This is a genomic window from Streptomyces sp. NPDC002773 (assembly GCF_040295605.1).
Classification (GTDB): Bacteria; Actinomycetota; Actinomycetes; order Streptomycetales; family Streptomycetaceae; genus Streptomyces.
The window spans coordinates 40,910-62,677 of record NZ_JBEOVO010000002.1; the positions used below are offsets into that span (position 1 = coordinate 40,910).

Below are 21,768 nucleotides of genomic sequence, written 5' to 3' on the forward strand. Positions count from 1 at the left end.
ACAGGCCCTAGCCCCCGACCCGCACCAGACCCGCCTCGTACGCGAACACCGCCGCCTGCGTCCGGTCCCGCAGCGCCAGCTTCACCAGGATCCGGCTCACATGCGTCTTGATCGTGGACTCGGCGACGACGAGATGCTCGGCGATCTCGGCGTTCGACAGGCCCTGGGCGATCAGGACGAGGACCTCCGTCTCCCGCTCCGTCAGCTCCCCGATCCGCGCCATCGCCGGCGGCCGCGGGGAGCTCCCCGGCGCCTTCGCGAACTCGGTGATCAGCCGCCTCGTGACGGTCGGCGCCAGCAGGGCCTCGCCGGCCGCGACGACCCGTACGCCCTCCGCGAGCTGCCGGGCCGAGGCGTCCTTGAGCAGGAAGCCGGAGGCGCCGGCGCGCAGCGCTTGGTACACGTACTCGTCCAGGTCGAAGGTGGTCAGGACGAGCACCTTCGCGTCCGCGTCGGCGGCGACGATCTCCCGGGTGGCGTCGATGCCGTTCAGCTCCGGCATGCGGATGTCCATGAGGACCACGTCCGGGTGGAGGGCCGCGACCTGCGCGACGGCCTCCCGGCCGTTGACGGCCTCCCCGACGACCTCGATGTCCGGCATCGCGCCGAGCAGCACCGAGAAGCCCTCGCGGACCATGATCTGGTCGTCGACGATCAGTACGCGGATCACTGCGCGGTCTCCTCACGGCTCACCGGGATGAACGCAGCCACCTCGTAGCCGCCGTCCCCGGTCTCCTCCGCGGTCATCTCGCCGCCCAGCATCGTCACCCGCTCCCGCATGCCGGTGATGCCGTGCCCGGCGCCCGGCGAGGGCTTCACGAGCCCGCGCGCGGGGCCGTTGGCGATCCGCAACCCGAGACCGCCGAGGACATAGCTGACCTCGACCTTCGCCGCCGCGCCCGGCGCGTGCCGCAGGACGTTCGACAGGGCTTCCTGGACGATCCGGTACGCCGAGAGCTCCACGCCCTGCGGCAGCTCCCGTACCGCGCCGGTGACCGTCTTCTCGACGACGAGCCCGGCCTCGGTGACGTTGCGGACGAGGGTGTCGAGGTCGCCGAGGGTCGGCTGCGGGGCGTCGGGGGCCTCGTAGTCCTCGGCGCGTACGACTCCGAGGATGCGGCGCAGCTCGGTCAGCGCGGCGACGGCGTTCTCGCGGATCGTGAGGAAGGCCTGTTCGAGCTCGGGCGGCGGGTTCTCCACCCGGTAGGGGGCGGCCTCCGCCTGGATCGCGACCACCGACATGTGGTGGGCGACGACGTCGTGCAACTCGCGGGCGATGGTGGTGCGCTCCTCCAGGACGGTCCGCTTGGACCGCTCCTCGGCGGTCACGGACTGCTGCGCGGTCACCTCGCGGGTGGCCTGGCGGCGGACCTGGACCACGGTGACGGCGAGCAGCGCGAGGGCCGCGACGAACAGGAGCGGCATCGAGTCGGAGCCGTGCCCCACGCCGAGGAACATCTCGGCGAAGAGGGCGTAGCCCGCCGTCCCGGCCCACATCCATCCGGCGGTACGGGGGCCGGTGCGGGCGGCGACGACGGTGAGGACGACCACGTGGGCGGCGAACGCGTTGTCCGTCCACGGCCAGCCGCCCCAGTAGCCGCCGAGGAACGCGAGGAAGGGCGTCGAAGCGAGCGAGGCCCAGTAGGCGAAGACGGGCCTGATGAGGGTGGCGAGCACGATCGCGGCCGGGACACAGGCGAACACGAAGGCCGTCAGACCGACGCCGCCGTCGATCCGGTCGGTCCCGATCAGGAAGACCACGAAGGCGCAGAAGGCGACGGTCGCGTGCGGAAGCAGGCCGATGTAGGGGCGTATCCGCTTCGGAAAGCGGCGGCCGACGCCGCCGTTCACGTCCATGCGCGGCAGCGGGCGGTAGGCGAAGGCGTCGTGGAAGAGTTCCTGGCGCAGCCCCCCGAGGGCCACCTGCACCAGGCGGAACTCGGGGCTGCGGCTCGTCTCGGTGGGCTGTGTCTGGGTCACGCCGACCACGGTACGGGGGGTGCGGGGACCCGGTCGTCCCGCTGGATGCGGATCCTTCCGGGTCCCTCTTGAGGACTAGCCGGTCCTCAGGCGACGCTGTTGTAGGCGCTCCGGAGCGCGTACAGGTCCGTCTCCTGCCGGGTGAAGGGGCTGGAGGCCGAGCCCGTCGAGCGGTAGACGTACGTGCCGCCCGGCGCGTACGCGATCATGTCCGGGCGCCCGTCGCCGTCGAGGTCACCGGCGCCGACCAGCTGGGTGAACGCGTTCCAGCCGCCGCCGATCCGCACCCGGGGCGCGAAGCCGCCGCGGCCGTCGCCCTGGTGCAGCCAGAGGATGCCGGCGGTGTCGCGCGCGACCAGGTCCCCGGCGGCCGTACCGGCGATGTTCCCGACGGCGGTGAGCTGGTTGTAGGCCTGCCAGCCGCCGCCGACCCGGACGCGGGTGGCGTACGGCTTCGCGTAGCTGCCGGTGCCCTTGTAGAACCACAGGGAGCCGGCGGCGTCCGCGCCCACCAGGTCGGGACGGCCGTCGCCGTCGAGGTCCGAGCCCCCGGCGGTCTTGTTGTAGGCCTGCCATCCGGAGCCGACGTTCATCCGGGGGGCGAACGTGCCGTCGCCCTTGCCCAGGTAGAGCCACTGCACGCCGGAGCCGTCGACCGCGACCACATCGCCGGTGGCGGCGCCGCCGACGTTGCCGACGGCCTCGATCTGCTTGTACACCCCCCAGCCCCCGCCGATACGGGTGGACTTGGAGGTCACGACCCGGCCTTCGCACGGATGGTTCCGCAGGTCGTCGCGGAACAGCACACCGCCGGCGTCCCGGGCCAGGACGTCGGTGGAGCCGTTGTTGTTGAAGTCGTGCGGGTTGTACGCGCGGACGATGTTCAGGAACGCGCCCTGGTAGGCGGGCTCGCCGGAGCCGTCGCGCAGCGTCGCCTCGGCCTCGACGGCGTACTTGCCGTTCGGCGCGTCCACGGACCGGACCACGCCCGCGGCGTCCACCTCCTCGATGACGCCGTCCCACGTGAAGGAGAACAGGGTGCCGCTCTCGGGGTCCGTCAGGCGCTTCGTGAACTCCGTGCCGGTGGCGATGTGGGTGAGCGTGACGTCCACGGAGGCGTCGGCGCGCGACAGCCTCCAGCCCAGGGTGACGCCGGCGCTCGTCTTACCGAGTTCCGCCACCTCGGGGACGTGCGTCTGGTCGATCTCCAGCGGGATGACCACCTTGCCCGTCTCCGCCACCTTGGTGACCGTCGGGGTGCCGTCCGCGGCGGCCGCGACGCGGAACAGTCCGTCGCCGTCGGCGGCCCTGCTGCCGCTCACCACCGCGCTGCCGTCGCCCGAGCCGGCCGTGCCGGACACGCGGTCGAGGAGGTGGCGGGTCTCGCCTGTGGTCAGGGAGACGGCCCTGAGGGGCGTCTCGGGACCGCCGTACACCACCCAGCCGCCCACGAGTTCGGCGTACCACTCGTCGGAGCGGCTGCCCAGGACGGTCTTCCTCTCCTCACCCGTGCCACGGTCGACGGATGTGACGTACAGCCCGGTGCCGACCGCGTAGTCGAGCCAGGCCACGTGCGAGCCGGAGAACATCAGGCTGGTGAAGTCGTACCCGGACTCGGCGGCGGAGTACGTCTCGGAGACCGTTCCGGCCGCGACGTCGACCAGGGCCCGGCCCCCGGTCCGCGCGGACTCGGAGCCCGTCGCGTACCCCACGAGGACGGAGCCGTCGCGCACCGTCGAGCCGGTGAACTCGGTGGCGTCCGCCGGCAGGCCCGAGACCTTGCGGCTGGTCGTCGTGGTGCCGTTCTTGGTCACGACGTGCAGTTCCGCCGTGCCGTCCTCCTTCGTCAGCTGCGCGAGGACGCTCGTCGGGCTCAGCACGACGACGTAGGTCCCGTTCAGCGCGCCGAGGTCGATGTCCACGACCGGGGCGGACGGGTCGGCCATGTTCCGCAGGGTGAACGACCGTGTCCCGGCGTCCCCGCCGGCCTCACGGATGACGGCCACGTCGCTGCCCACCACGGTGACGCCGCCGCCCTCGGGCGCCTGGAGCCGCGTGGCGGTCCCCCCGTCGAACGGGGTCCAGAGCAGGGTCTTGTTCCCGGACCGGTCGAAAGAGTAGGTGAGGAAACCGGTGGCGCCCACGCCCGCGAGCTGGGAGCCCTCGGGGAAGACGGGAAGGGCGGCGGCGACCTGGTCGGCCGGGGCCGCGGTGGCCGCGAAGGCCACCGGGGCGGTGGCCAGCGTGCCGGCGCCGACGGCCGTGGCCGCGAGGACGGCGGTGACGGCCAGGGCAAGACGGGTGGAGCGGAACTGCAAGGTGAACCCCCACGAAAGGAACCGGGCACGGGAGTGCCGTGCCCGATGAGACCCGTGACCGGTTCGAAGGGTTGTACGGGACGTCCGCCCTCACCAGGCCAGTTGCGTGAGTTCCTCCGCGACGACCGCGCACGCGTCCGCCGACGGGTCGATCAGGGGGAAGTGGCCGACCCCTTCGAGGAGCGTCAGGCCCACCGTCTCGCCCGCGCACGCCGCCGCCTCCGCGTACGCGTCGGCCACGCCGTACGGCACGTCCAGGTCCTCCCGCCCCTGTACGACCGTCGTCGCGATCCCGGTCGGGAGCAGGGCGGAGGGGTCGGTGTACGCGGCCCGCTCCTCGTACGTGGCCGGGCCGCCGAGCAGTTCGGTGACCGCGCCGCCGCAGACGCCCAGTTCGACGGCCCGCCCGAAGTGGGCGATCGGGGCGAGGGCGACGACCCCGCGCAGCGGGGGCGGGGCGGGCAGGCGCCACGGGGAGCCGGGCGGCAGCACGTGCCGGGCGGCGGCCCAGAGGGCGAGCTGGCCGCCCGCCGAGTGCCCGGTGAGCACGATCCGGCCGGTGTCGGCCCCCGGCAGGTGCGCGGCGGCCAGGGCCGGGACCGCGTCGAGCGCGGCGGCCACGTCGTCGAAGGTCTCCGGCCAGCGCCCGGCGGCCGGGGCCGCGCCGCCCCGCCGGGGGATGTCGCTGCCGCGCCGGTATTCGACGTTCGCCACGGCGAAGCCCCGGCGGGCCAGGAAGTCCACGAACGGCGTCAGGTGCCGGCGGTCGTACGGGGCCCGCCAGGCGCCGCCGTGCAGGGCGACGACGAGCGGCGCCCGGGTCGCCCCGCCGCGCGGCGCGTAGAAGTCGATCACCTGGTCCGGGTGCTCGCCGTACGCGGCGGAGGCGTCGGGGGCGACGGCCGGGTGCGAGAACGCGGACGCCTCTTCGGCGGCACCGCGCGCGGCGGGGTCCGGCATGTTGTTCCAACCTCTCGGATACGAGGCCGAATTGGCCTGACCTGCGGGGACCGTACCAGGCGTACGGCCCCCGCCGATCGGGCGATGATCAGACGGTACGACCTCAGGCGGGGAGGTCGGCCAGGACTTCCGCGAGGGTCCGGGCCGCTCGTTCGGCGTCCTCGAACCCGACGTACAGCGGCGTGAAGCCGAACCGCAGCACGTCCGGCCTGCGCAGGTCGCCCACGACTCCGCGCCGGATCAGCTCCGCCATGACGGCCGGCGCGTTCTCACAGCTCAGCGCGGTCTGGCTGCCGCGCTCCTCGTGCGCCTCCGGCGTCACGGAGCGGACGCGGCCCTCCGGTACGTACGCCCGCACGCACTCAAGGAAGAAGTCCGTGAGCGCCAGGGACTTGGCCCGTACGTCCTCGATCGCGACCCCGTCCCAGACGTCGAGCGACGCTTCGAGGGCCAGCAGGGAGAGGATGTCGGGGGTGCCGACCCGGCCCCGTACGGCGCCCGCGGCCGCCTCGTACCCGGGGGTCATGGCGAACGGGTCGGCGTGCGAGTTCCAGCCGGGGAGCGGCGAGTCGAAGGCGCCCTGGTGGCGTTCGGCGACGTACAGGTAGGCCGGCGAACCGGGCCCGCCGTTCAGGTACTTGTACGTGCAGCCGACGGCCAGGTCGACCCCGTGCGCGTCCAGGCCGACGGGCAGGGCGCCCGCGCTGTGGCACAGGTCCCAGACGGCGAGCGCGCCCGCCGCGTGCAGCGCGGCCGTGATGCCGGGCAGGTCCTGGAGGCGGCCGGTGCGGAAGTCGACGTGGTTGACGAGCGCGAGTGCCGTGCGCTCGCTCACCGCGTCCGCCATTCCGGCCGGGTCGCACGCCACGATCCGGTGACCCGTCATCCGGGCGGCCGACTGGGCGATGTACCCGTCCGTGGGAAAGGTCGTCGCGTCGACGAGGATCTCGTCCCGGTGGTCGTCGCTCAGGCGGGCCGCCGCGACGACCGCCTTGAAGACGTTCACGCTGGTCGAGTCGCCGACCACGATCTGCCCGGGGGCCGCGCCGACGATCGGCGCGATCCGGTCGCCGATCCGCTCGGGCGCGGTCCACCAGCCGGACTCGTCCCAGGACCGGATGCGCAGCTCGCCCCACTCACGCGTGATGACGTCGGCCATGCGGGCGGGGACGTGGGCGGGCAGCGCGCCGAGGGAGTTGCCGTCGAGGTAGACGGTCTCCGCGTCGAGGGCGAACTTCTCGCGGTGCCGCGCGAGGCCGTCGGCCGCGTCGAGCGCCAGGGCCTGGTCCTTGAGGCGATCCACGCGGCGGTCCTTGAGCCGGTCCTTGAGACGGTCCTTGAGCCGGCCGTTGAGCCGGCCCTCACTACGGTCGACGAGAGCGTCGTCGAGGCGGTCAGACATGGCTGCGCGCCGTCCACAGCTCGGGGAACACGTTCTTCTGGGCCCGCTTCTCCAGCCAGGCCACACCGGCCGAACCGCCGGTGCCGGTCTTCGCGCCCATCGCCCGGCGGGTCGCCACCAGATGGTCGTTGCGCCAGCGCCAGACCAGTTCTGCGACGTCGCTGAGGGCCTCGCCGAGCCGGACGAGCTCGCCGTTCTGGTCGGCGTCCGTGTAGATCCCGGCCCAGACGGCCTCGACCTCGGGGGACGGCTCGTACCGCTGCGACAGGTCGCGTCCGAGGACCGCGGCCGGCACGGGCAGGCCGCGTCGGCCCAGGAACGCGAGCACCTCGTCGTACAGGCTCGGCTCCTGGAGCGCCTTCTCCAGCTCGGCGTGGACGCGGGGCGCGCCCCGGTGCGGGACGAGCATGGACGCGGACTTCTCGCCGAGCAGGAACTCCATCCGCCGGTACATCGCGGACTGGAAGCCGGAGCCCTCGCCGAGCGCGGACCGGTAGGCGTTGAACTGGGCGGGGGTGAGCTGGGCGAGGGGCCGCCAGGAGTGGTTGAGGGCCTCGAGCTCGCGCACGGAGCGCTTGAGGGCGTCCATCGCGACGGGGACGCGGTCCTCGCGCAGGGCGCGGCTCGCGGTCTCCCACTCGTGGACGATGACCGTGAACCACAGCTCCATGACCTGGGTGGTGACCAGGAAGACCATCTCGCCCGGGTCGTCCGAGCGGAGGTGCTGGAGGTGGGTGAGGACGTCCGCCTGGACGTAGTCCTCGTACGGCGTCGTGCCGGCGAAGTCGAGGTTCGGGTCGTCGGCGACCGAACCGGCTCCGGAATCGGGAGAACCCGGGAAGAGTGACATTGCTGTCTCCTCGGTACGAACTACCGGGTAGCGGTCTGCTCCACCGTGTCCGCGTCGTTCCGTGCGGCACGGGAGCCCCGGTCCCCTCGGGAGGCGCGCTTCGTCGCGTGCCGTCCCAACCGCATCATGACACGATCGGGCCGGTGATGTAGTTCCCGTCTTCGTCATACGGAAAAGCGTTCGATCGACAGCCGTCCAGGCCCTTGATCTGCTGCATCATCGCCGGTGCGAGCTTGCCCGGGCCGCCGCAGCCCATGTGCTGCCGGATGCCTATCTCGTGCCCGACCTCGTGGTTGATGATCAGATGCCGGTACTCGGCGGGCGGCCCGGCGAAGGTGGGCGAGCCGAGCATCCAGCGCTTGAGGTTCACCACGACACCGTCGGTGGTCTCGCAGTTCAGCTCGCCGCGGGTGTTGAGGCCCTGCCGGGCGCAGAGGGCGTCGGCCGTGTCCGGGGTCGCGATCCGGATGACGAAGTCGGCGTTCTCCGAGACCAGCTGGAAGCGGCCCCGGCCGTGCGCGGCCCAGCCGCGCGGATGCGCCAGGATCCGCTGGATCTCGGCGGCCGTCTCGCGCGCCGAGAGGTCGACGCCGTCCTCGACCTGCACCCGGTAGCGGCGCAGGACACCGCTGTCACCGACCGCCTCGCCCGAGGCCTGCGCGGTGGTGAAGGTCCCGGCGCCGGACTGCGGCACCGTGGTCTTCTTCGGGGTGGGCTTCGGCTTCGGCGTCGGCGTCGGCCTGGGCTTCGGCTTCGCCGTCGTGGCCTTGGGGGCCGGGGCGGCCGTCACCGGGGCCGGGGAGCCGGTCGCGGGGGCCGGGGCGGTCGCGGGCGGCGGAGCCGCCGAGTCGTCCGTTCCGGGGCCGTTGAAGTGGGCGAGGGCGACGCCCGCACCGAGCGCGACCGTCATCAGGACCAGGGTCGGCAGCGCGAGCCGGCGCACGGGGCCGCGTCTGTCCCTGCCCCTCCGCCGGCTCGGCGTTCGTCGCCGTCCTGCGGATGCGGCACGTTTGCCCACGACAGACTTCCCCCCGTTGACTACTGCGGTCCCCCAGGGGATCGTACCGACCCGGTCGAACACCCTTTCCCCGCAACGGGGAAAAGAGTGTCCGGCGGGCAGGGGGGAAACGTCAGCCGAGCGTCTCCGCCGCGGTCTCCGAGGAGTCCCGCAGGAAGGTCGTGCAGCGCTCGTACTCGTCCTTCTCACCGATCTCGCCGGCCGCGCGGGCGAGCGAGTGCAGCGCGCGCAGGAAGCCCCGGTTCGGCTCGTGCTCCCACGGCACCGGGCCGTGGCCCTTCCAGCCGTTGCGGCGCAGCGCGTCGAGGCCGCGGTGGTAGCCGGTACGGGCGTAGGCGTACGACTCGACGACCGAGCCGCGCTCGTACGCGTCGTCGGCGAGCTGGGCCCAGGCGAGCGAGGAGGTCGGGTACTTCGCGGCGACGTCCGCCGGAGCCGTACCGTTCGCGAGCAGCTCGCGCGGACCCGGGTCGTCGGGCAGATGGGTGGGGGCGGGTCCCCCCAGGAGGTTCTCATGCATGGCCATGGGCCCCAGTCTGCCTCAGTCGGGAGCCCCCGCACGCGGCTCCCGCTCCCCCGGTTCCAGCGGCGGTGACGTCACCCCGCAGTGCACCTTGCACCCCGGGTGGCAGTCCGCCCGCGCCGCCGGGGTGCGCATCGTCGTCCAGGCGAGCACCGCGCCCGCCACCAGGATCCCCGCGCACATCGGCATCGCCCGCCGGAACGTCTCCCCGAACTCCCCCGCCGAGCGGTACGCCTCCGGGCCCATCCCGGCCAGCATCGGCAGCGCCGCCACCGCGAGCAGCCCGGCCGCCCGCGCCGCCGCGTTGTTGATGCCGCTCGCGAGGCCCGCCCTCGCCACGTCCACCGAGGCGAGCACGGTCGCGGTCAGCGGGGCGACCAGGGCCGTCATACCGAGCCCGAGCACAAGGAGGGCGGGCAGCACATCCCGTACGTACGAGGCGTCCGCACCGACCCGGAGCATCAGGAGCATGCCCGCGGCGCACAGCAGCGGCCCGACCGTCAGCGGGATCCGGGGCCCGATCCGCTCCCCCAGCTCCCCGGACTTCGCCGAGAGCAGCAGCATCAGTACGGTCGTCGGCAGCAGGGCCGTACCGGCGGCGAGGGCCGAGTAGCCGGAGACCACCTGGAGCTGGAGGGCCGCAAGGAAGAAGAAGCCGCCGAACGCCGCGTACACACAGAGGGTGACCAGGTTGACCGCCGTGAAGATCCGCGACGCGAAGATCGACGGCGGCACCATCGCGGACCCTCCGCGCCGCCGCTCCACCACCACGAACCAAGCCCCGACGGCGACCCCGGCCGCCCCCGCCCACCAGGCCGCTCCGATCAGCGCGTACGTCACGAACGCGAGCGCCGCCGCACCCAGGACCGCCCCGAGGACGTCGAACCGGCCGCGCGCGGTCTCGTCCCGCGACTCCGGCACGTGCCGCAGGGCGACCGGTACGCAGAGGACGGCGAGCGGCACGTTCAGCAGGAACACCCACCGCCAGCCGGGCCCGTCCACCAGCCAGCCGCCCACGAACGGCCCGATCGCCGCGCCCACCCCGCCGAAACCCGACCAGAGCCCGACCGCCTTCGCCCGGTCGTCCTCGTGGAAACTGGCCTGGATCAGCGCGAGCGACCCCGGTGTGAGCAGTGCCCCGCCCACGCCCTGGAGGGCGCGGGCGGCGATCAGCACTCCGGCGTTCGGCGCGAGCCCGCACAGCAGCGAGGCGAGCGCGAACCACACCACCCCGATGACGAAGACCCGGCGCCGCCCGTACCGGTCACCGAGCGCCCCGCCGAGCAGGATCAGCCCGGCGAGCGTCAGCATGTAGGCGTTGACCGTCCATTGCAGCGCGCCGAGATCGGCGTCGAGGTCCTCGCCGATGTGCGGCAGGGCGACATTGACGACAGTGGAGTCGAGCAGCGCCATCCCGGACCCGAGGACGGTCGTGAAGACGATCCACCGTCCGGTCCCCGAGCTCATCCGGATGTCCATGCCTGCCATCGTCCTCGCGGGGGCGGCCCCGTGCATCCGTTGCGGGCATTCGCCCCCCCCGGGGGGCCACGCACGAGGGCCCGGCACCTCGGGAGGTGCCGGGCCCTGCGCTGCTCGGTGCCGCTTACTTCAGCTTGGTGCCGGTCGAGCGCAGCGCCGCGCACGCCTCGGTCACGCGGACGGCCATGCCGGCCTCGGCCAGCTTGCCCCAGGTGCGCGGGTCGTAGGTCGACTTGACGCCGACCTCGCCGTCGACCTTCAGGACACCGTCGTAGTTCTTGAACATGTGGTTCGCCACCGGACGCGTGAACGCGTACTGCGTGTCGGTGTCGAGGTTCATCTTCACGACGCCGTTCTCGAGCGCGGTCGCGATCTCCTCGGCCGTGGAGCCCGAGCCGCCGTGGAAGACGAAGTCGAACGGGGAGGCCTTGCCGTACTTCTCGGCCACGCCCGCCTGGAGGTCCTTGAGGAGCTCGGGGCGGAGCACGACGTTGCCCGGCTTGTAGACGCCGTGCACGTTGCCGAACGAGGCGGCGAGCAGGTAGCGGCCCTTCTCGCCCAGGCCGAGCGCCTCGGCGGTGCGGAGGGCGTCGTCGACGGTGGTGTACAGCTCGTCGTTGATCTCGTGGCTGACACCGTCCTCCTCGCCGCCGGTCGGGGTGATCTCGACCTCAAGGATGATCTTGGCGGCGGCGGCCTTGGCGAGCAGCTCCTGGCCGATGGCCAGGTTGTCGGCCAGGGTCTCGGCGGAGCCGTCCCACATGTGCGACTGGAACAGCGGGTCGCGACCGGCCTTGACGCGCTCGGCGGAGACCTCGAGCAGCGGACGGACGTAGCCGTCCAGCTTGTCCTTCGGGCAGTGGTCGGTGTGCAGCGCGACCGTGATGTCGTACTTCGCGGCGACGATGTGCGCGAACTCGGCCAGGGCAACGGCGCCCGTGACCATGTCCTTGTTGTACTGGCCGCCCAGGAACTCGGCTCCGCCGGTCGAGATCTGGATGATGCCGTCGCTCTCGGCCTCCGCGAAGCCGCGCAGAGCAGCGTGCAGGGTCTGGGACGAGGTCACGTTGATGGCCGGGTAGGCGAACTTGCCTGCCTTCGCCCGGTCGAGCATCTCGTTGTAGACCTCGGGGGTTGCGATGGGCATTCGTCCGCTCCTTGTGATGTGCGGGGTGTGTGCGTTGCTGTCCCTGACCTGGGGGCGACGTCATCGTCGACGCCCATCCTTCCAGACTCTTGTCCGGGCTCCCACGGGCATGGCAGACGAAGGGGCGGAGTGTTTCACGTGAAACACTCCGCCCCTCGGCAAAAACGCAGGTCAGGACAGTTACCACCGGAGTCCGGGACCTAGGTCACGACTTCGCGCCGGTTACGCCAGGTCGAGATCGGCCAGCTGGTAGCCGGTGAGGTACGTCAGACCCGCCCCCGCGATGGCGTCGGCGGCGCCCCGGTCGACGATCGTGGCCACGGCGACGACCTCGCCGCCGGCCTCACGGACGGCCTCGACCGCGGTCAGCGGCGAACCGCCGGTGGTCGAGGTGTCCTCGACGACGAGGCAGCGACGGCCCTTGACGTCCGTGCCCTCGATCCGGCGCTGCATCCCGTGTGCCTTCTGCGCCTTCCGTACGACGAAGGCGTCCAGGCGCTGCCCGCGCGCGGCGGAGGCGTGCAGCATCGAGGTCGCGACCGGGTCGGCGCCCAGGGTCAGACCGCCGACACAGTCGAAGTCCAGGTCGGCGGTGAGGTCGAGCATGACCTGGCCCACCATCGGCGCGGCCTCGCCGTCCAGCGTGATCCGGCGCAGGTCGATGTAGTAGTCGGCTTCCAGACCCGAGGAGAGGGTCACCTTGCCGTGCACCACGGCCTTGTCCTTGATCTGCTGGAGCAGCTCAGCGCGTACGTCAGTCATGCCCCTGAGCTTAGAGGGCACTGGTCAGAGGCGCCGCCAGCTCCAGGTGCTCTCGACCTCCAGCGGGTCGATCGGGGTGACCAGGCGCGGGTGGGTGTTGAGGCCGTTCGGCGGGCCGGACTGCGGCTCGACGCAGACGGCTTCCGCGGGCTCGTCGTAGATCACGACCCACTCGGCGCGGCTGGTGACCTTGAGCTCCAGCTCCTCCGGCCAGGTGAGGGTGACGTCGACGCCGTCGGGCATGCCGAAGCAGTCGTCCCAGGGGCCGGGCAGGGGATCGATCCTGCGCCCGGTGGGGAGGTGGTTGTCGCCGCGCTCCTCCTGCCAGGCGGGGGTGAAGCCGATCCGCACGTCCTGACCGCCGCCGCCGAGGTTGCGCAGGAACCAGGGGTGCCAGCCGGCCTGGGCCGGGAAGGAGGCGTCGTAGGTCTCCACCCCGAAGCGCAGGGTGAGGGAGTCCTCGGCCAGCTCGAAGACCTGGGTCACCGTGCCCTTGTACGGCCACGGGTCCCCGAGCTCGCAGGTGAAGACGGCCTCGGTGGCGGAGGTCCTGACGGTCTTCCAGGCGACCTCGCGGACGGTGCCGTGGATGGCGTGCGGACCCGCGTCGACCGGCAGTTCATGGGTGGTCACGCCGTTGCGGAAGCGGCCGTTCTCGGTCCGCCCGCACCAGGGAACCATCGGGAAGCTCCCGTACCGCTCGCCCTGGCGCAGCACCTCGGTGCCGCCGAGGCGCAGGCTCTCGATCCGGCAGCCGTTCTCGGGGCTGATGGTCAACTCGGCGTCGCCCGCCGTCAGTCGCGTCTGCATGCTCACGCTCCGACCCTAATCGTGCGACGCCTCGAACGTGACCGACCCTTGCCGGGCAGGTTTCAGCGGCGCCGGCGCAGTGCCCGGCCGACGACGACGGCGGAGGCGAGCGCGAGGGCCGCGGCCGGCGCGATCCAGCGCAGCGTGGCACCGGCGCTCGACGCCTCGGGGGCGGGCATGGGGGCGTACCGGCCGCGCGGCGGGGCGTGGTCGACCTCCTCGGCGCTCCGCCCGATCATCGTCCGGCGGGCGTGGGCGGCCTCGGCGGCGGGCTGCGGGACGGGGAAGGCGAGGGGGGTGTCGCCGAAGTCCTCGCCCAGGAGGGGGTCGAGGGGGGACGGGGGGGCGGGCCCGTCGAGTCCGGAATCCCGCCGGGGCTCCTCGACCCCGTCGTCGACACCGTCGTCGTCGGTGTCGGGCTCGGAGGCGGGCTCGGCGGTGCCGGAAGGCTCGGAGGCGGCTGGCTCGGAGGCGGGCGAGGCGGCGGGCGAGGCGGCGGGCTCGGAGGCGGGCGGGGCGGCGGGCTTTTCGGGCGCTTCAGGGGTCGGCTCCCCCGGCTCCTCCCCCGGCTCCGGTGCCTCCACCGGCTCCGGCGCCCCCACCGTCTCCGGCCCCGGCTCCTCCACCGCCTCCGGCTGCCCCGCCACGGCGGCCAAGGCCTCCGCGAACCGGTCCAGCAGCCGTGTGCCCGCCGTGGCTCGTGCCTCGTCCGTCGCCTCGGCGAGTCGGCCGGTCGCCGTCAGGGTGCCGGTGAAGCTCAGGCTCGTGCCCTCGGCCAGCGGGGTGAGGACGACGGTCAGGGCCAGTTCCGCCGTGCCCTTGCCCCGGGCCTCGGCACCCTGGCCCTCGTAGGTGAGGGCGCCGTCGCGCTCGACGACCTCCAGGGCGCCCCGGTAGGTGATGGTGTGGCCGCCGACCCGTACCTTGAGCCGGCCCGTGAGGGGGCCCGCCTCCGCGTCGGCGTCGCGCTGGAAGCCGGGTACGCAGCGCACCACCCGGCCCGGGTCCGTGAGCGTCGCGCGCAGAACCTCGGCCGGGACCGGGACGAACACCTCATGCTCCATGGAAACCGAGCCTACTCAGGCCGGGGCGCCCCGTCGCCTCCGTCAGCCGCCGTACCTCGGATGCACCAGGGTCGACGGGGGCAGCTCCGCGACCCGCCCCCGCTCGGCGCGGCGGGCCGCCGCGTCCAGGGTGACCCCGCCGAGCGAGCGCAGCCGGGGCGCGTCGGCGGCGAGGCCGAGGGCCGGCGGGCGGCTGCCCGGGACGGCCAGGAGGAAGCCCCAGTCGTCGGGCCCCCGTCCCGTGTCGCCGGCGCGGTCGGCGCGGTCGGGGCCCGCGGCGAAGCCCGGGGTGCGGCCGCTCGCGCTGTACGGGCGGGTCGCGAAGCCGGCCGCGCGCAGGGTGGCGTCCACGGTCCAGTAGGTACGGGGGCGGTCGGTGACGGACCCGGCGTGGACGGCGAAGCGTCCGGTGCGGGTGAGGACCCGGGCCACGAGGCCGTAGAACTCCTGCGCGTACAACTTGGTGCTGGGGGTGATCCCGGGGTCGGGCAGGTCGGAGATCACCACGTCGTACCGTTCCTGCACAAGCGCGGTGGCGCCCCTGAGCCAGTGGAAGGCGTCCGCGTGGACCACCCGGACGCGGGGGTCGCGGAACGCCTGCGCGTTCAGCCGGGCGAGCGCCGGGTCCGTACGGGCGAGGCGGACGACGCCCGGGTCGAGTTCGACGACGGTGACGGAGCGGGCCCCGGGGTAGCGCAGCACCTCGCGGGCGGCCATGCCGTCCCCGCCGCCGACGATGAGCACGCGCGTGTGCGCGCCGTTCATCGCCGGGTGGACGAGCGCCTCGTGGTAGCGGTACTCGTCCTCCCCGGAGACCCGGAGGCGTCCGTCGAGGAAGAGGTCGGGCGGTCCGTCAAGGCCTCCCGTGACGACCACTTCCTGGAGCTCGGTCTGGACGGCGACCCGGACCCGCTCGCCGTACACGGCCCGGCGCGCCGCCTGTTCGAAGTCGTCGACGAGGACGGTCGCCGTGGCGAGGACGGCGAGGACCGACACGTTCACGGCGACGAGGAGCGCTCGGGAGCGGGTGGTGAGGTCGCGGCGGAACACCCACAGGACGAGGCCGCCGCCCGCCACCGCGTTGACCGCGCCGGTGACGAGGGCGCCGGTGAGCTGGCCGAGCCAGGGCAGCAGCAGGAAGGGGAAGGCGAGGCCGCCGACCAGCGCGCCGACGTAGTCGGCGGCGAAGAGGTCGGCGACCGTCCCGGCGGCGTCGTCCTGCTCACGGGTCGGGGCCTGCCGCCCGGAGCGTCCGGACGGCTGCCCGGCGGACCGCTGTATCAGCGCCATCAGGAGCGGGATCTCCGCGCCGATGAGCACCCCGACGGCGAGCGAGAACGCCACCACCACGTACCGCGATTCGCCGAGCCAGGCGAAGGCCGCGTACAGCACCATCGCCGAGCAGCCGCCGACGAGCGCGAGCCCGGCCTCGACCAGGCCGAAGCCGACGGCGGCGCGGCAGCGCAGCCGCTTGGCGAGGAGCGAGCCCACGCCCATGGCGAAGACCATCACGGAGAGCACGACGGAAGCCTGGGTGACCGAGTCGCCGATCAAGTAGGAGGCGAGCGCGACCAGTTCGAGCTCGTAGACCAGGCCGCAGGCGGCGCAGACGAAGACGACCGCGAGGACCGGGAACCGTACCGCCGCGACCGCACCGGCGGTCCCGCGCGGCGGCTCGGGCCGCCGCACGGGCGCCCGCCGCACCCTCTTGGGTGGCATGGTCACGGTCGGCTCGATCATGGCCGTAACGCTACGTCACGACTCTCACACTCTTTGTCACCCACACGAGTGCACCTGGGGCTCCGGGAGGGCGTATCAGAGCGTTGCGGGCATACGTGCGCCGATACGGGTCCTGGTCACCACCAACTGCCCTTCCTGCGGGTAGGCGTGCCAGGTGCGCCAGCGCACCTGGCCTTCGTGGCGCTGCGCCAGCATCGCCGTGAAGGCGTGCGGGGAGCCGGGGAAGGTCCCCGCGAGTCCGTTGGGATGGTCCGCGACGAGTGCGAGCAACTCCTGCGCACGGCCCGCGAAGGAGCCGTGCGAGAGCGTCTCGACGCGTGCGGCGAATTCGTACTCCCATTCGCCGACGCGCTTGGAGACGCCGAGCGGGAGCGGGGTGCTGCTGCCCGGCATACAGGCGACGGTCTCCGAGCAGCTGCGGCCCTCCTCTTCGAGGAGGACCTGATGGGAGGCGCCGAGCAGCCTCAACTGAAGCTCGGCGCCGTCGAGTTGGATGTCGAGCACGGCGAGGGCGGGCAACGGCTCACGCCCGAGGGCCCAGGCCAGATCGGCCGCGCGCGTGTCGGTGTAGGAGGTGTTCAGGGTGGTGAGCATGGGTCGGCTCCGCAAACACGGTTTGACGGGTGGGCCGGGGGCGCCCCGGAGAGGGTTCAACGGCAGTGGGGAATCGCCGGCTCGGGTCCACACACGGTCCGAGGGCTGTCTCTGTCAGGAGCGAGAGAACCACGGACGCCGAGCGACTCGCAGCGGTTTTACCCAACTTGCTGTGTTTTCCAACCCCTTCGGGGACCCCACAGTTCAATTGTTCAATCAGAATCGATCAAACAGGTCCGCGCGGAGAGCGATGACGTGTGCTCAGCTGCCGCCACCGCAGCCGCCGCCACCTCCCCCGCCGCAGCTCGACCCGCCGGAACCGCAGGAGCTGCTCCCGCCGCCGCAGCCGGCGCCCCCGCCGCCGTCGGCCCAGGTGCTGTGCCTCGACCGGCCACCGCGCGACCGGACGGACCGCGGGTCGCCGCCCTGCGTGCTGTGGACGGCGACGGCCACGCCGATGACGACCATGATCACGAAGAGAGCGATGCCGGTCACGATGAAGAATTCCATCTGTACTACCCCCGTTCTTCTGTGCGAGGGAGATTCCCACTCCGTCCTTGCGTCAAAGCGCACTTGAGCAAGTCCAGAGCTTGGCTCCAGGATGGCCGTCATGACACGACCGCCGCTCAACCGCCGCCTCGCCGAGTTCGGGACGACGATCTTCGCCGAGATGTCCGCGCTCGCCGCCAGGACCGGCGCGATCAACCTCGGCCAGGGCTTCCCCGACACCGACGGCCCCGAGGAGATCCGGGAGGCCGCGGTCCGCGCGCTGCGGGACGGTCGCGGCAACCAGTACCCGCCCGGCCCCGGCGTCCCCGAGCTGCGTGCGGCGATCGCCGACCACCAGCGGGAGCGGTACGGCCTCGACCACGACCCGGGCACGGAGGTGCTCGTCACCGCCGGTGCCACCGAGGCCATCGCGGCGGCGCTGCTCGCGCTCGTCGAGCCGGGTGACGAGGTGATCGCCCTGGAGCCGTACTACGACTCGTACGCCGCCTGCGTGGCGATGGCCGGGGGGACGAGGGTCCCCGTCACCCTCCGCCCGCACGAGGGGTCCTACGTCCTCGACCTGGACGAGCTGCGGGCCGCCGTCACCGACCGGACCCGGCTGATCCTCCTCAACACCCCGCACAACCCGACCGGCACCGTGCTCACCCGGGCCGAACTGACCGCCGTCGCCGAGCTCGCGGTCGAACGCGACCTGCTCGTCGTCACCGACGAGGTGTACGAGCACCTCGTCTTCGACGGCGCAGAGCACGTCCCGATCGCGACCCTCCCCGGCATGCGCGAGCGCACGGTCACCATCGGATCGGCCGGCAAGACCTTCTCGTTCACCGGCTGGAAGGTCGGCTGGATCACCGCGGACCCCGCGCTGACCTCCGCCGTCCGCTCGGCCAAGCAGTTCCTGACGTACGTCTCCTCGGGCCCGTTCCAGTACGCGATCGCCGAGGCGCTCCGGCTCCCGGCCGCGTACTTCGACACCCTCCGCGCCGACCTCCAGGCGAAGCGGGACCTGCTGGGCGAGGGCCTCGCTCAGGCGGGCTTCGAGGTCTACCGGCCGGCGGGCACCTACTTCGTCACCACCGACATCCGCCCGCTCGGCACCGGCGACGGCTTCGCCTTCTGCCGCTCGCTGCCGGAGCGCGCCGGGGTCGTCGCCATCCCCAACGCCGTCTTCTACGACCACCGCGAGGCCGGAGCCCCCTTCGTCCGCTTCGCCTTCTGCAAGAAGACCGAGGTCCTGGAGGAGGCCGTCTCGCGGCTCAAGCGGCTGGGCTGAGGCGCGTACGCGCACCCGGGGACGTACGAGAGCCCGGCCTCCCTCCGAGGGGGCCGGGCTCTCGTGACGATCGGGTGGGCGGGGAGGCTCAGGCCTCCTCGTCGCCCGCCTTCTGCTCGGGGGTCTCCAGACCGAACTGCTCGACGATCCACTTGTCGAACTCGATGGAGGCGCGGACCCAGCTGACCGTGGAGGACACGAAGTGCTCCAGGGCGACGCCGGTGCCGATCAGCATCTGGGCCTCACCGATGAGACGGAGGGTGGCGGAGCCGTCCTCCTCCTCGTGCAGGTGCGTGTAGACCTTCGGCCACAGGGTGCGGCGGTTCCAGTCGTCGATCGCGTCGAGGATCCGCGCGCGGTCGTCGGCGGAGTGCGGGCGGTCGTAGAACGTCCGCACCGAGAAGACCTGCTGCTCGTCCTCACCGCGGAACATGAAGTACGTGCGGAATTCCTCCCACGGCGCCGCGAGGTCACCCTCGTCGTCGACGACGTACTTCAGCTCCATCTGCTCGAGGAGCTGCTTGACGAGGTCCTGGTCGGGGACGACGGGGCCCGCCGGTCCTGCGGCCTGAGGCTGGGGCTGGCCCCCGAAATTCGGAATCGAGGACGGGTCGATGCTCACCGTGTATTTCCCTTCGTACGGATGCTCGCCATCCTCCCCCATGCCGGGCGGGTTGTGGCAACCCCGGGCCGGTCGGATGAGCCGAGCCTGATGGTCAGCGTCCCGCGGGCCCCACGATCAGGCCGTCCTCGAAGCGGTCCACCCGGACCGTGTCGCCGTCCTGGACCTCGCCCGCGAGGATCTCCTTGGCGAGCCGGTCGCCGATCGCCGTCTGGATGAGGCGGCGCAGCGGCCGGGCACCGTACGCCGGGTCGTTGCCCTCCTCGGCGAGCCACTCCAGGGCCTCCGGGGTGACGTCGAGCGTGAGCCGCCGCTCGGCGAGCCGCTTCGCGAGGCGGTCGATCTGGAGCCGCGCGATCCGGCCGAGCTCGGCCCGGTCGAGGGCGGAGAAGACGACCAGGTCGTCGAGCCGGTTGAGGAACTCCGGCTTGAAGCTGGCCCGGACCACGTCCATGACCTGCTGCTTCTTCACGTCCTCCGTGGTCAGCGGGTCGACCAGGTACTGGCTGCCGAGGTTCGACGTCAGGACCAGGATGGTGTTGCGGAAGTCCACCGTCCGGCCCTGGCCGTCGGTGAGCCGCCCGTCGTCCAGGACCTGGAGCAGGACGTCGAAGACCTCCGGGTGCGCCTTCTCCACCTCGTCGAGCAGGACCACGCTGTACGGGCGGCGGCGGACCGCCTCCGTGAGCTGACCGCCCTCCTCGTAGCCGACGTAGCCGGGAGGCGCGCCGACGAGCCGGGCGACGCTGTGCTTCTCGCCGTACTCCGACATGTCGATGCGGATCATGGCCCGCTCGTCGTCGAAGAGGAAGTCGGCGAGCGCCTTCGCCAGCTCGGTCTTGCCGACGCCCGTCGGGCCGAGGAACAGGAAGGAGCCGGTCGGCCGGTCGGGGTCGGCGATGCCGGCGCGGGTGCGGCGCACGGCGTCGGACACCGCCTGGACGGCCTCGGACTGGCCGATGAGCCGCCTGCCGAGCTCGTCCTCCATCCGGAGCAGCTTCTGCGTCTCGCCCTCCAGGAGCCGCCCGGCGGGGATGCCGGTCCAGGCGCCGACGACGTCCGCGATGTCGTCGGGGCCGACCTCCTCCTTGACCATGGTGTCCTTGGACGACTCCTGCTGGGCCTCGGCCTCGCTCGCCTCCTCCAGCTCCCGCTCCAGGGCCGGGATCTCCCCGTACAGCAGCTTGGACGCGGTGTCGAAGTCTCCGTCGCGCTGGGCGCGCTCGGCGCGGCCGCGGGTCTCGTCGAGGCGCTCCTTCAGCTCACCGACCCGGTTGAGGGACTGCTTCTCCTTCTCCCAGCGGGCGGTGAGGCCGCGCAGCTCCTCCTCGCGGTCGGCGAGGTCGCGGCGCAGCTTCTCCAGGCGCTGCTTGCTCGCCGCGTCCGTCTCGTTCTTGAGGGCCAGCTCCTCCATGCGGAGCCGGTCCACGGAGCGCTGGAGCTCGTCGATCTCGACCGGGGACGAGTCGATCTCCATCCGGAGCCGGGAGGCGGCCTCGTCGACGAGGTCGATGGCCTTGTCGGGGAGGAAGCGGGAGGTGATGTACCGGTCGGAGAGGGTCGCGGCTGCCACCAGGGCGGAGTCGTTGATCTGCACCTTGTGGTGGGCCTCGTACCGGCCCTTGAGGCCGCGGAGGATCGCGATGGTGTCCTCGACCGTCGGCTCGGCGACCAGGACCTGCTGGAAGCGGCGCTCCAGGGCGGGGTCCTTCTCGATCCGCTCGCGGTACTCGTCGAGGGTGGTCGCGCCGACCATGCGGAGCTCGCCACGGGCCAGCATGGGCTTCAGCATGTTGCCCGCGTCCATGGCGGAGTCGCCGCCGGCGCCCGCGCCGACGACCGTGTGCAGCTCGTCGATGAAGGTGATGATCTGGCCGTCGCTCGCCTTGATCTCGGAGAGGACGGTCTTCAGTCGCTCCTCGAACTCGCCCCGGTACTTGGCCCCTGCGACCATCGCGCCGAGGTCGAGCGAGACCAGCCGCTTGTTCTTCAGCGACTCGGGCACGTCGCCCTTCACGATCCGCTGGGCGAGGCCCTCGACGACGGCGGTCTTGCCGACGCCGGGCTCACCGATGAGGACCGGGTTGTTCTTGGTGCGGCGGGACAGCACCTGCACGACCCGCCGGATCTCGTGGTCCCGGCCGATGACCGGGTCCAGCTTGCCCTCGCGTGCGGCGGCCGTGAAGTCCGTACCGAACTTCTCCAGCGCCTTGTACTGACCCTCCGGGTCGGGTGTGGTCACCCGGCGTCCTCCCCTGCTCTTCTCGAACGCGTCGAGCAGCTCCGATGCGCTCGCGCCCTGCCGGTCGAGGATCTCACCGGCCTGGCCGCCCTTGGCCGCGAGCGCGATGAGGAGGTGCTCGGTGGACAGGTAGTCGTCGCCGAGCTCCTTCGCCCGCCGGTCGGCGTCGGCGATGACCGCGAGGAGGTCGCGGCTGGGCTGCGGGGGCGCGACCGTGGACCCCGTGACGCTCGGCAGGGCGGCGATCAGCCGCTCCGCGCCGGTACGGACGACCGCCTGGTCGGCCCCGACGGCGGCGAGCAGGTCGGTGATGTTCTCGTTCTCCTGACCCGTGAGCAGCGCCAGGAGAAGGTGGGCCGGTGTCATGTCCGCGTGTCCCTCGGACACGGCGCGGCTGCTGGCCGCGTTGATCGCGTCCCGGCTCCGGTTGGTCAGTTCGGCGTCCACGGTCGGTGCTCCTCCTCGGGGTCGTGGTCA

At 72.5% G+C, this 21,768-nt stretch carries 19 protein-coding genes; 1 reads left to right on the plus strand and 18 read right to left on the minus strand.

The genetic code is table 11. From position 1 onward, the window contains the following. Positions 1-7: 7 nt before the first annotated feature. From ABT034_RS02750 to ABT034_RS02825, 16 genes are all read right to left on the minus strand, one after another. Positions 8-670, minus strand: a complete 663-nt coding sequence (locus tag ABT034_RS02750) for a response regulator (protein ID WP_351210526.1) — start codon at positions 668-670, stop codon at positions 8-10. Continuing rightward, positions 667-1,989: a sensor histidine kinase gene (locus ABT034_RS02755; RefSeq protein WP_351210528.1), complete on the minus strand. Its 1,323-nt coding sequence runs from the start codon at positions 1,987-1,989 to the stop codon at positions 667-669. Before ABT034_RS02755 ends, ABT034_RS02750 begins: the two co-directional genes overlap by 4 nt. Positions 1,990-2,066: 77 nt before the next feature. Continuing rightward, positions 2,067-4,298, minus strand: a complete 2,232-nt coding sequence (locus ABT034_RS02760) for an FG-GAP repeat domain-containing protein (protein ID WP_351210530.1) — start codon at positions 4,296-4,298, stop codon at positions 2,067-2,069. Positions 4,299-4,388: 90 nt separating this feature from the next. After that, positions 4,389-5,258, minus strand: coding sequence for an alpha/beta hydrolase (locus ABT034_RS02765; protein WP_351210532.1), 870 nt, complete (start codon positions 5,256-5,258; stop codon positions 4,389-4,391). Positions 5,259-5,361: 103 nt separating this feature from the next. Further along, complete coding sequence (kynU, locus tag ABT034_RS02770; protein ID WP_502972786.1) at positions 5,362-6,660, minus strand: kynureninase; 1,299 nt, start codon at positions 6,658-6,660, stop codon at positions 5,362-5,364. Next, complete coding sequence (locus ABT034_RS02775; protein ID WP_351210534.1) at positions 6,653-7,510, minus strand: tryptophan 2,3-dioxygenase; 858 nt, start codon at positions 7,508-7,510, stop codon at positions 6,653-6,655. The genes kynU and ABT034_RS02775 overlap by 8 nt, the downstream gene beginning before the upstream one ends. A gap of 124 nt (positions 7,511-7,634) precedes the next feature. Then, positions 7,635-8,453: a DUF3152 domain-containing protein gene (locus ABT034_RS02780; protein WP_351210536.1), complete on the minus strand. Its 819-nt coding sequence runs from the start codon at positions 8,451-8,453 to the stop codon at positions 7,635-7,637. A 187-nt stretch (positions 8,454-8,640) separates the two neighbouring features. Beyond that, positions 8,641-9,054 carry a DUF3151 domain-containing protein gene (locus ABT034_RS02785; protein WP_266893592.1) on the minus strand — a complete coding sequence of 138 codons (414 nt, stop codon included), beginning with the start codon at positions 9,052-9,054 and terminating at the stop codon, positions 8,641-8,643. Positions 9,055-9,069: 15 nt separating this feature from the next. Continuing rightward, positions 9,070-10,530, minus strand: coding sequence for an MFS transporter (locus ABT034_RS02790; RefSeq protein ID WP_351210539.1), 1,461 nt, complete (start codon positions 10,528-10,530; stop codon positions 9,070-9,072). Positions 10,531-10,654: 124 nt separating this feature from the next. After that, positions 10,655-11,677, minus strand: coding sequence for a class II fructose-bisphosphate aldolase (gene fbaA / locus ABT034_RS02795; protein ID WP_351210541.1), 1,023 nt, complete (start codon positions 11,675-11,677; stop codon positions 10,655-10,657). A gap of 222 nt (positions 11,678-11,899) precedes the next feature. After that, entirely contained in the window at positions 11,900-12,439 is a 540-nt protein-coding gene (pyrE, locus tag ABT034_RS02800) for an orotate phosphoribosyltransferase (protein WP_015034616.1), read from the minus strand. A gap of 24 nt (positions 12,440-12,463) precedes the next feature. Continuing rightward, the gene (locus ABT034_RS02805) at positions 12,464-13,249 is read right to left on the minus strand and encodes an aldose epimerase family protein (protein ID WP_351211376.1); all 786 of its coding nucleotides are present in this window, start codon (positions 13,247-13,249) and stop codon (positions 12,464-12,466) included. Positions 13,250-13,311: 62 nt separating this feature from the next. Beyond that, complete coding sequence (locus ABT034_RS02810; RefSeq protein ID WP_351210543.1) at positions 13,312-14,313, minus strand: SRPBCC family protein; 1,002 nt, start codon at positions 14,311-14,313, stop codon at positions 13,312-13,314. A gap of 42 nt (positions 14,314-14,355) precedes the next feature. Beyond that, positions 14,356-16,053: a polyamine aminopropyltransferase gene (locus ABT034_RS02815; RefSeq protein ID WP_351210545.1), complete on the minus strand. Its 1,698-nt coding sequence runs from the start codon at positions 16,051-16,053 to the stop codon at positions 14,356-14,358. Positions 16,054-16,128: 75 nt separating this feature from the next. Beyond that, positions 16,129-16,647, minus strand: coding sequence for a DUF2617 family protein (locus ABT034_RS02820; protein WP_351210547.1), 519 nt, complete (start codon positions 16,645-16,647; stop codon positions 16,129-16,131). 261 nt (positions 16,648-16,908) lie between these two features. Then, entirely contained in the window at positions 16,909-17,157 is a 249-nt protein-coding gene (locus ABT034_RS02825) for a hypothetical protein (RefSeq protein WP_351210549.1), read from the minus strand. Between the two features lie 100 nt (positions 17,158-17,257). On the opposite strand from ABT034_RS02825, the gene ABT034_RS02830 reads away from it, so the two are divergent. After that, the gene (locus tag ABT034_RS02830) at positions 17,258-18,427 is read left to right on the plus strand and encodes a pyridoxal phosphate-dependent aminotransferase (protein ID WP_351210551.1); all 1,170 of its coding nucleotides are present in this window, start codon (positions 17,258-17,260) and stop codon (positions 18,425-18,427) included. A gap of 88 nt (positions 18,428-18,515) precedes the next feature. On the opposite strand, the gene ABT034_RS02835 is transcribed toward ABT034_RS02830, so the two are convergent. Both ABT034_RS02835 and clpB read right to left on the minus strand, forming a co-directional pair. Beyond that, positions 18,516-19,049, minus strand: a complete 534-nt coding sequence (locus ABT034_RS02835) for a type III secretion system chaperone family protein (RefSeq protein ID WP_351210553.1) — start codon at positions 19,047-19,049, stop codon at positions 18,516-18,518. Positions 19,050-19,143: 94 nt separating this feature from the next. Beyond that, a complete protein-coding gene (clpB, locus tag ABT034_RS02840) occupies positions 19,144-21,738 on the minus strand; it encodes an ATP-dependent chaperone ClpB (protein WP_351210555.1) in 2,595 nt (864 codons plus the stop codon). Positions 21,739-21,768 lie beyond the last annotated feature (30 nt).

Excerpts from the sequence above, each read along its gene's own strand:
- ABT034_RS02765 (WP_351210532.1), bottom strand. The coding sequence starts at position 5,258 with ATGCCGGACCCCGCCGCGCGCGGTGCCGCCGAAGAGGCGTCCGCGTTC.
- kynU (WP_502972786.1), bottom strand. The coding sequence starts at position 6,660 with ATGTCTGACCGCCTCGACGACGCTCTCGTCGACCGTAGTGAGGGCCGG.
- ABT034_RS02775 (WP_351210534.1), bottom strand. The coding sequence starts at position 7,510 with ATGTCACTCTTCCCGGGTTCTCCCGATTCCGGAGCCGGTTCGGTCGCC.
- ABT034_RS02785 (WP_266893592.1), bottom strand. The coding sequence starts at position 9,054 with ATGGCCATGCATGAGAACCTCCTGGGGGGACCCGCCCCCACCCATCTG.
- ABT034_RS02790 (WP_351210539.1), bottom strand. The coding sequence starts at position 10,530 with ATGGACATCCGGATGAGCTCGGGGACCGGACGGTGGATCGTCTTCACG.
- fbaA (WP_351210541.1), bottom strand. The coding sequence starts at position 11,677 with ATGCCCATCGCAACCCCCGAGGTCTACAACGAGATGCTCGACCGGGCG.
- pyrE (WP_015034616.1), bottom strand. The coding sequence starts at position 12,439 with ATGACTGACGTACGCGCTGAGCTGCTCCAGCAGATCAAGGACAAGGCC.
- ABT034_RS02805 (WP_351211376.1), bottom strand. The coding sequence starts at position 13,249 with ATGCAGACGCGACTGACGGCGGGCGACGCCGAGTTGACCATCAGCCCC.
- ABT034_RS02810 (WP_351210543.1), bottom strand. The coding sequence starts at position 14,313 with ATGGAGCATGAGGTGTTCGTCCCGGTCCCGGCCGAGGTTCTGCGCGCG.
- ABT034_RS02815 (WP_351210545.1), bottom strand. The coding sequence starts at position 16,053 with ATGATCGAGCCGACCGTGACCATGCCACCCAAGAGGGTGCGGCGGGCG.
- ABT034_RS02820 (WP_351210547.1), bottom strand. The coding sequence starts at position 16,647 with ATGCTCACCACCCTGAACACCTCCTACACCGACACGCGCGCGGCCGAT.
- ABT034_RS02825 (WP_351210549.1), bottom strand. The coding sequence starts at position 17,157 with ATGGAATTCTTCATCGTGACCGGCATCGCTCTCTTCGTGATCATGGTC.
- ABT034_RS02830 (WP_351210551.1), top strand. The coding sequence starts at position 17,258 with ATGACACGACCGCCGCTCAACCGCCGCCTCGCCGAGTTCGGGACGACG.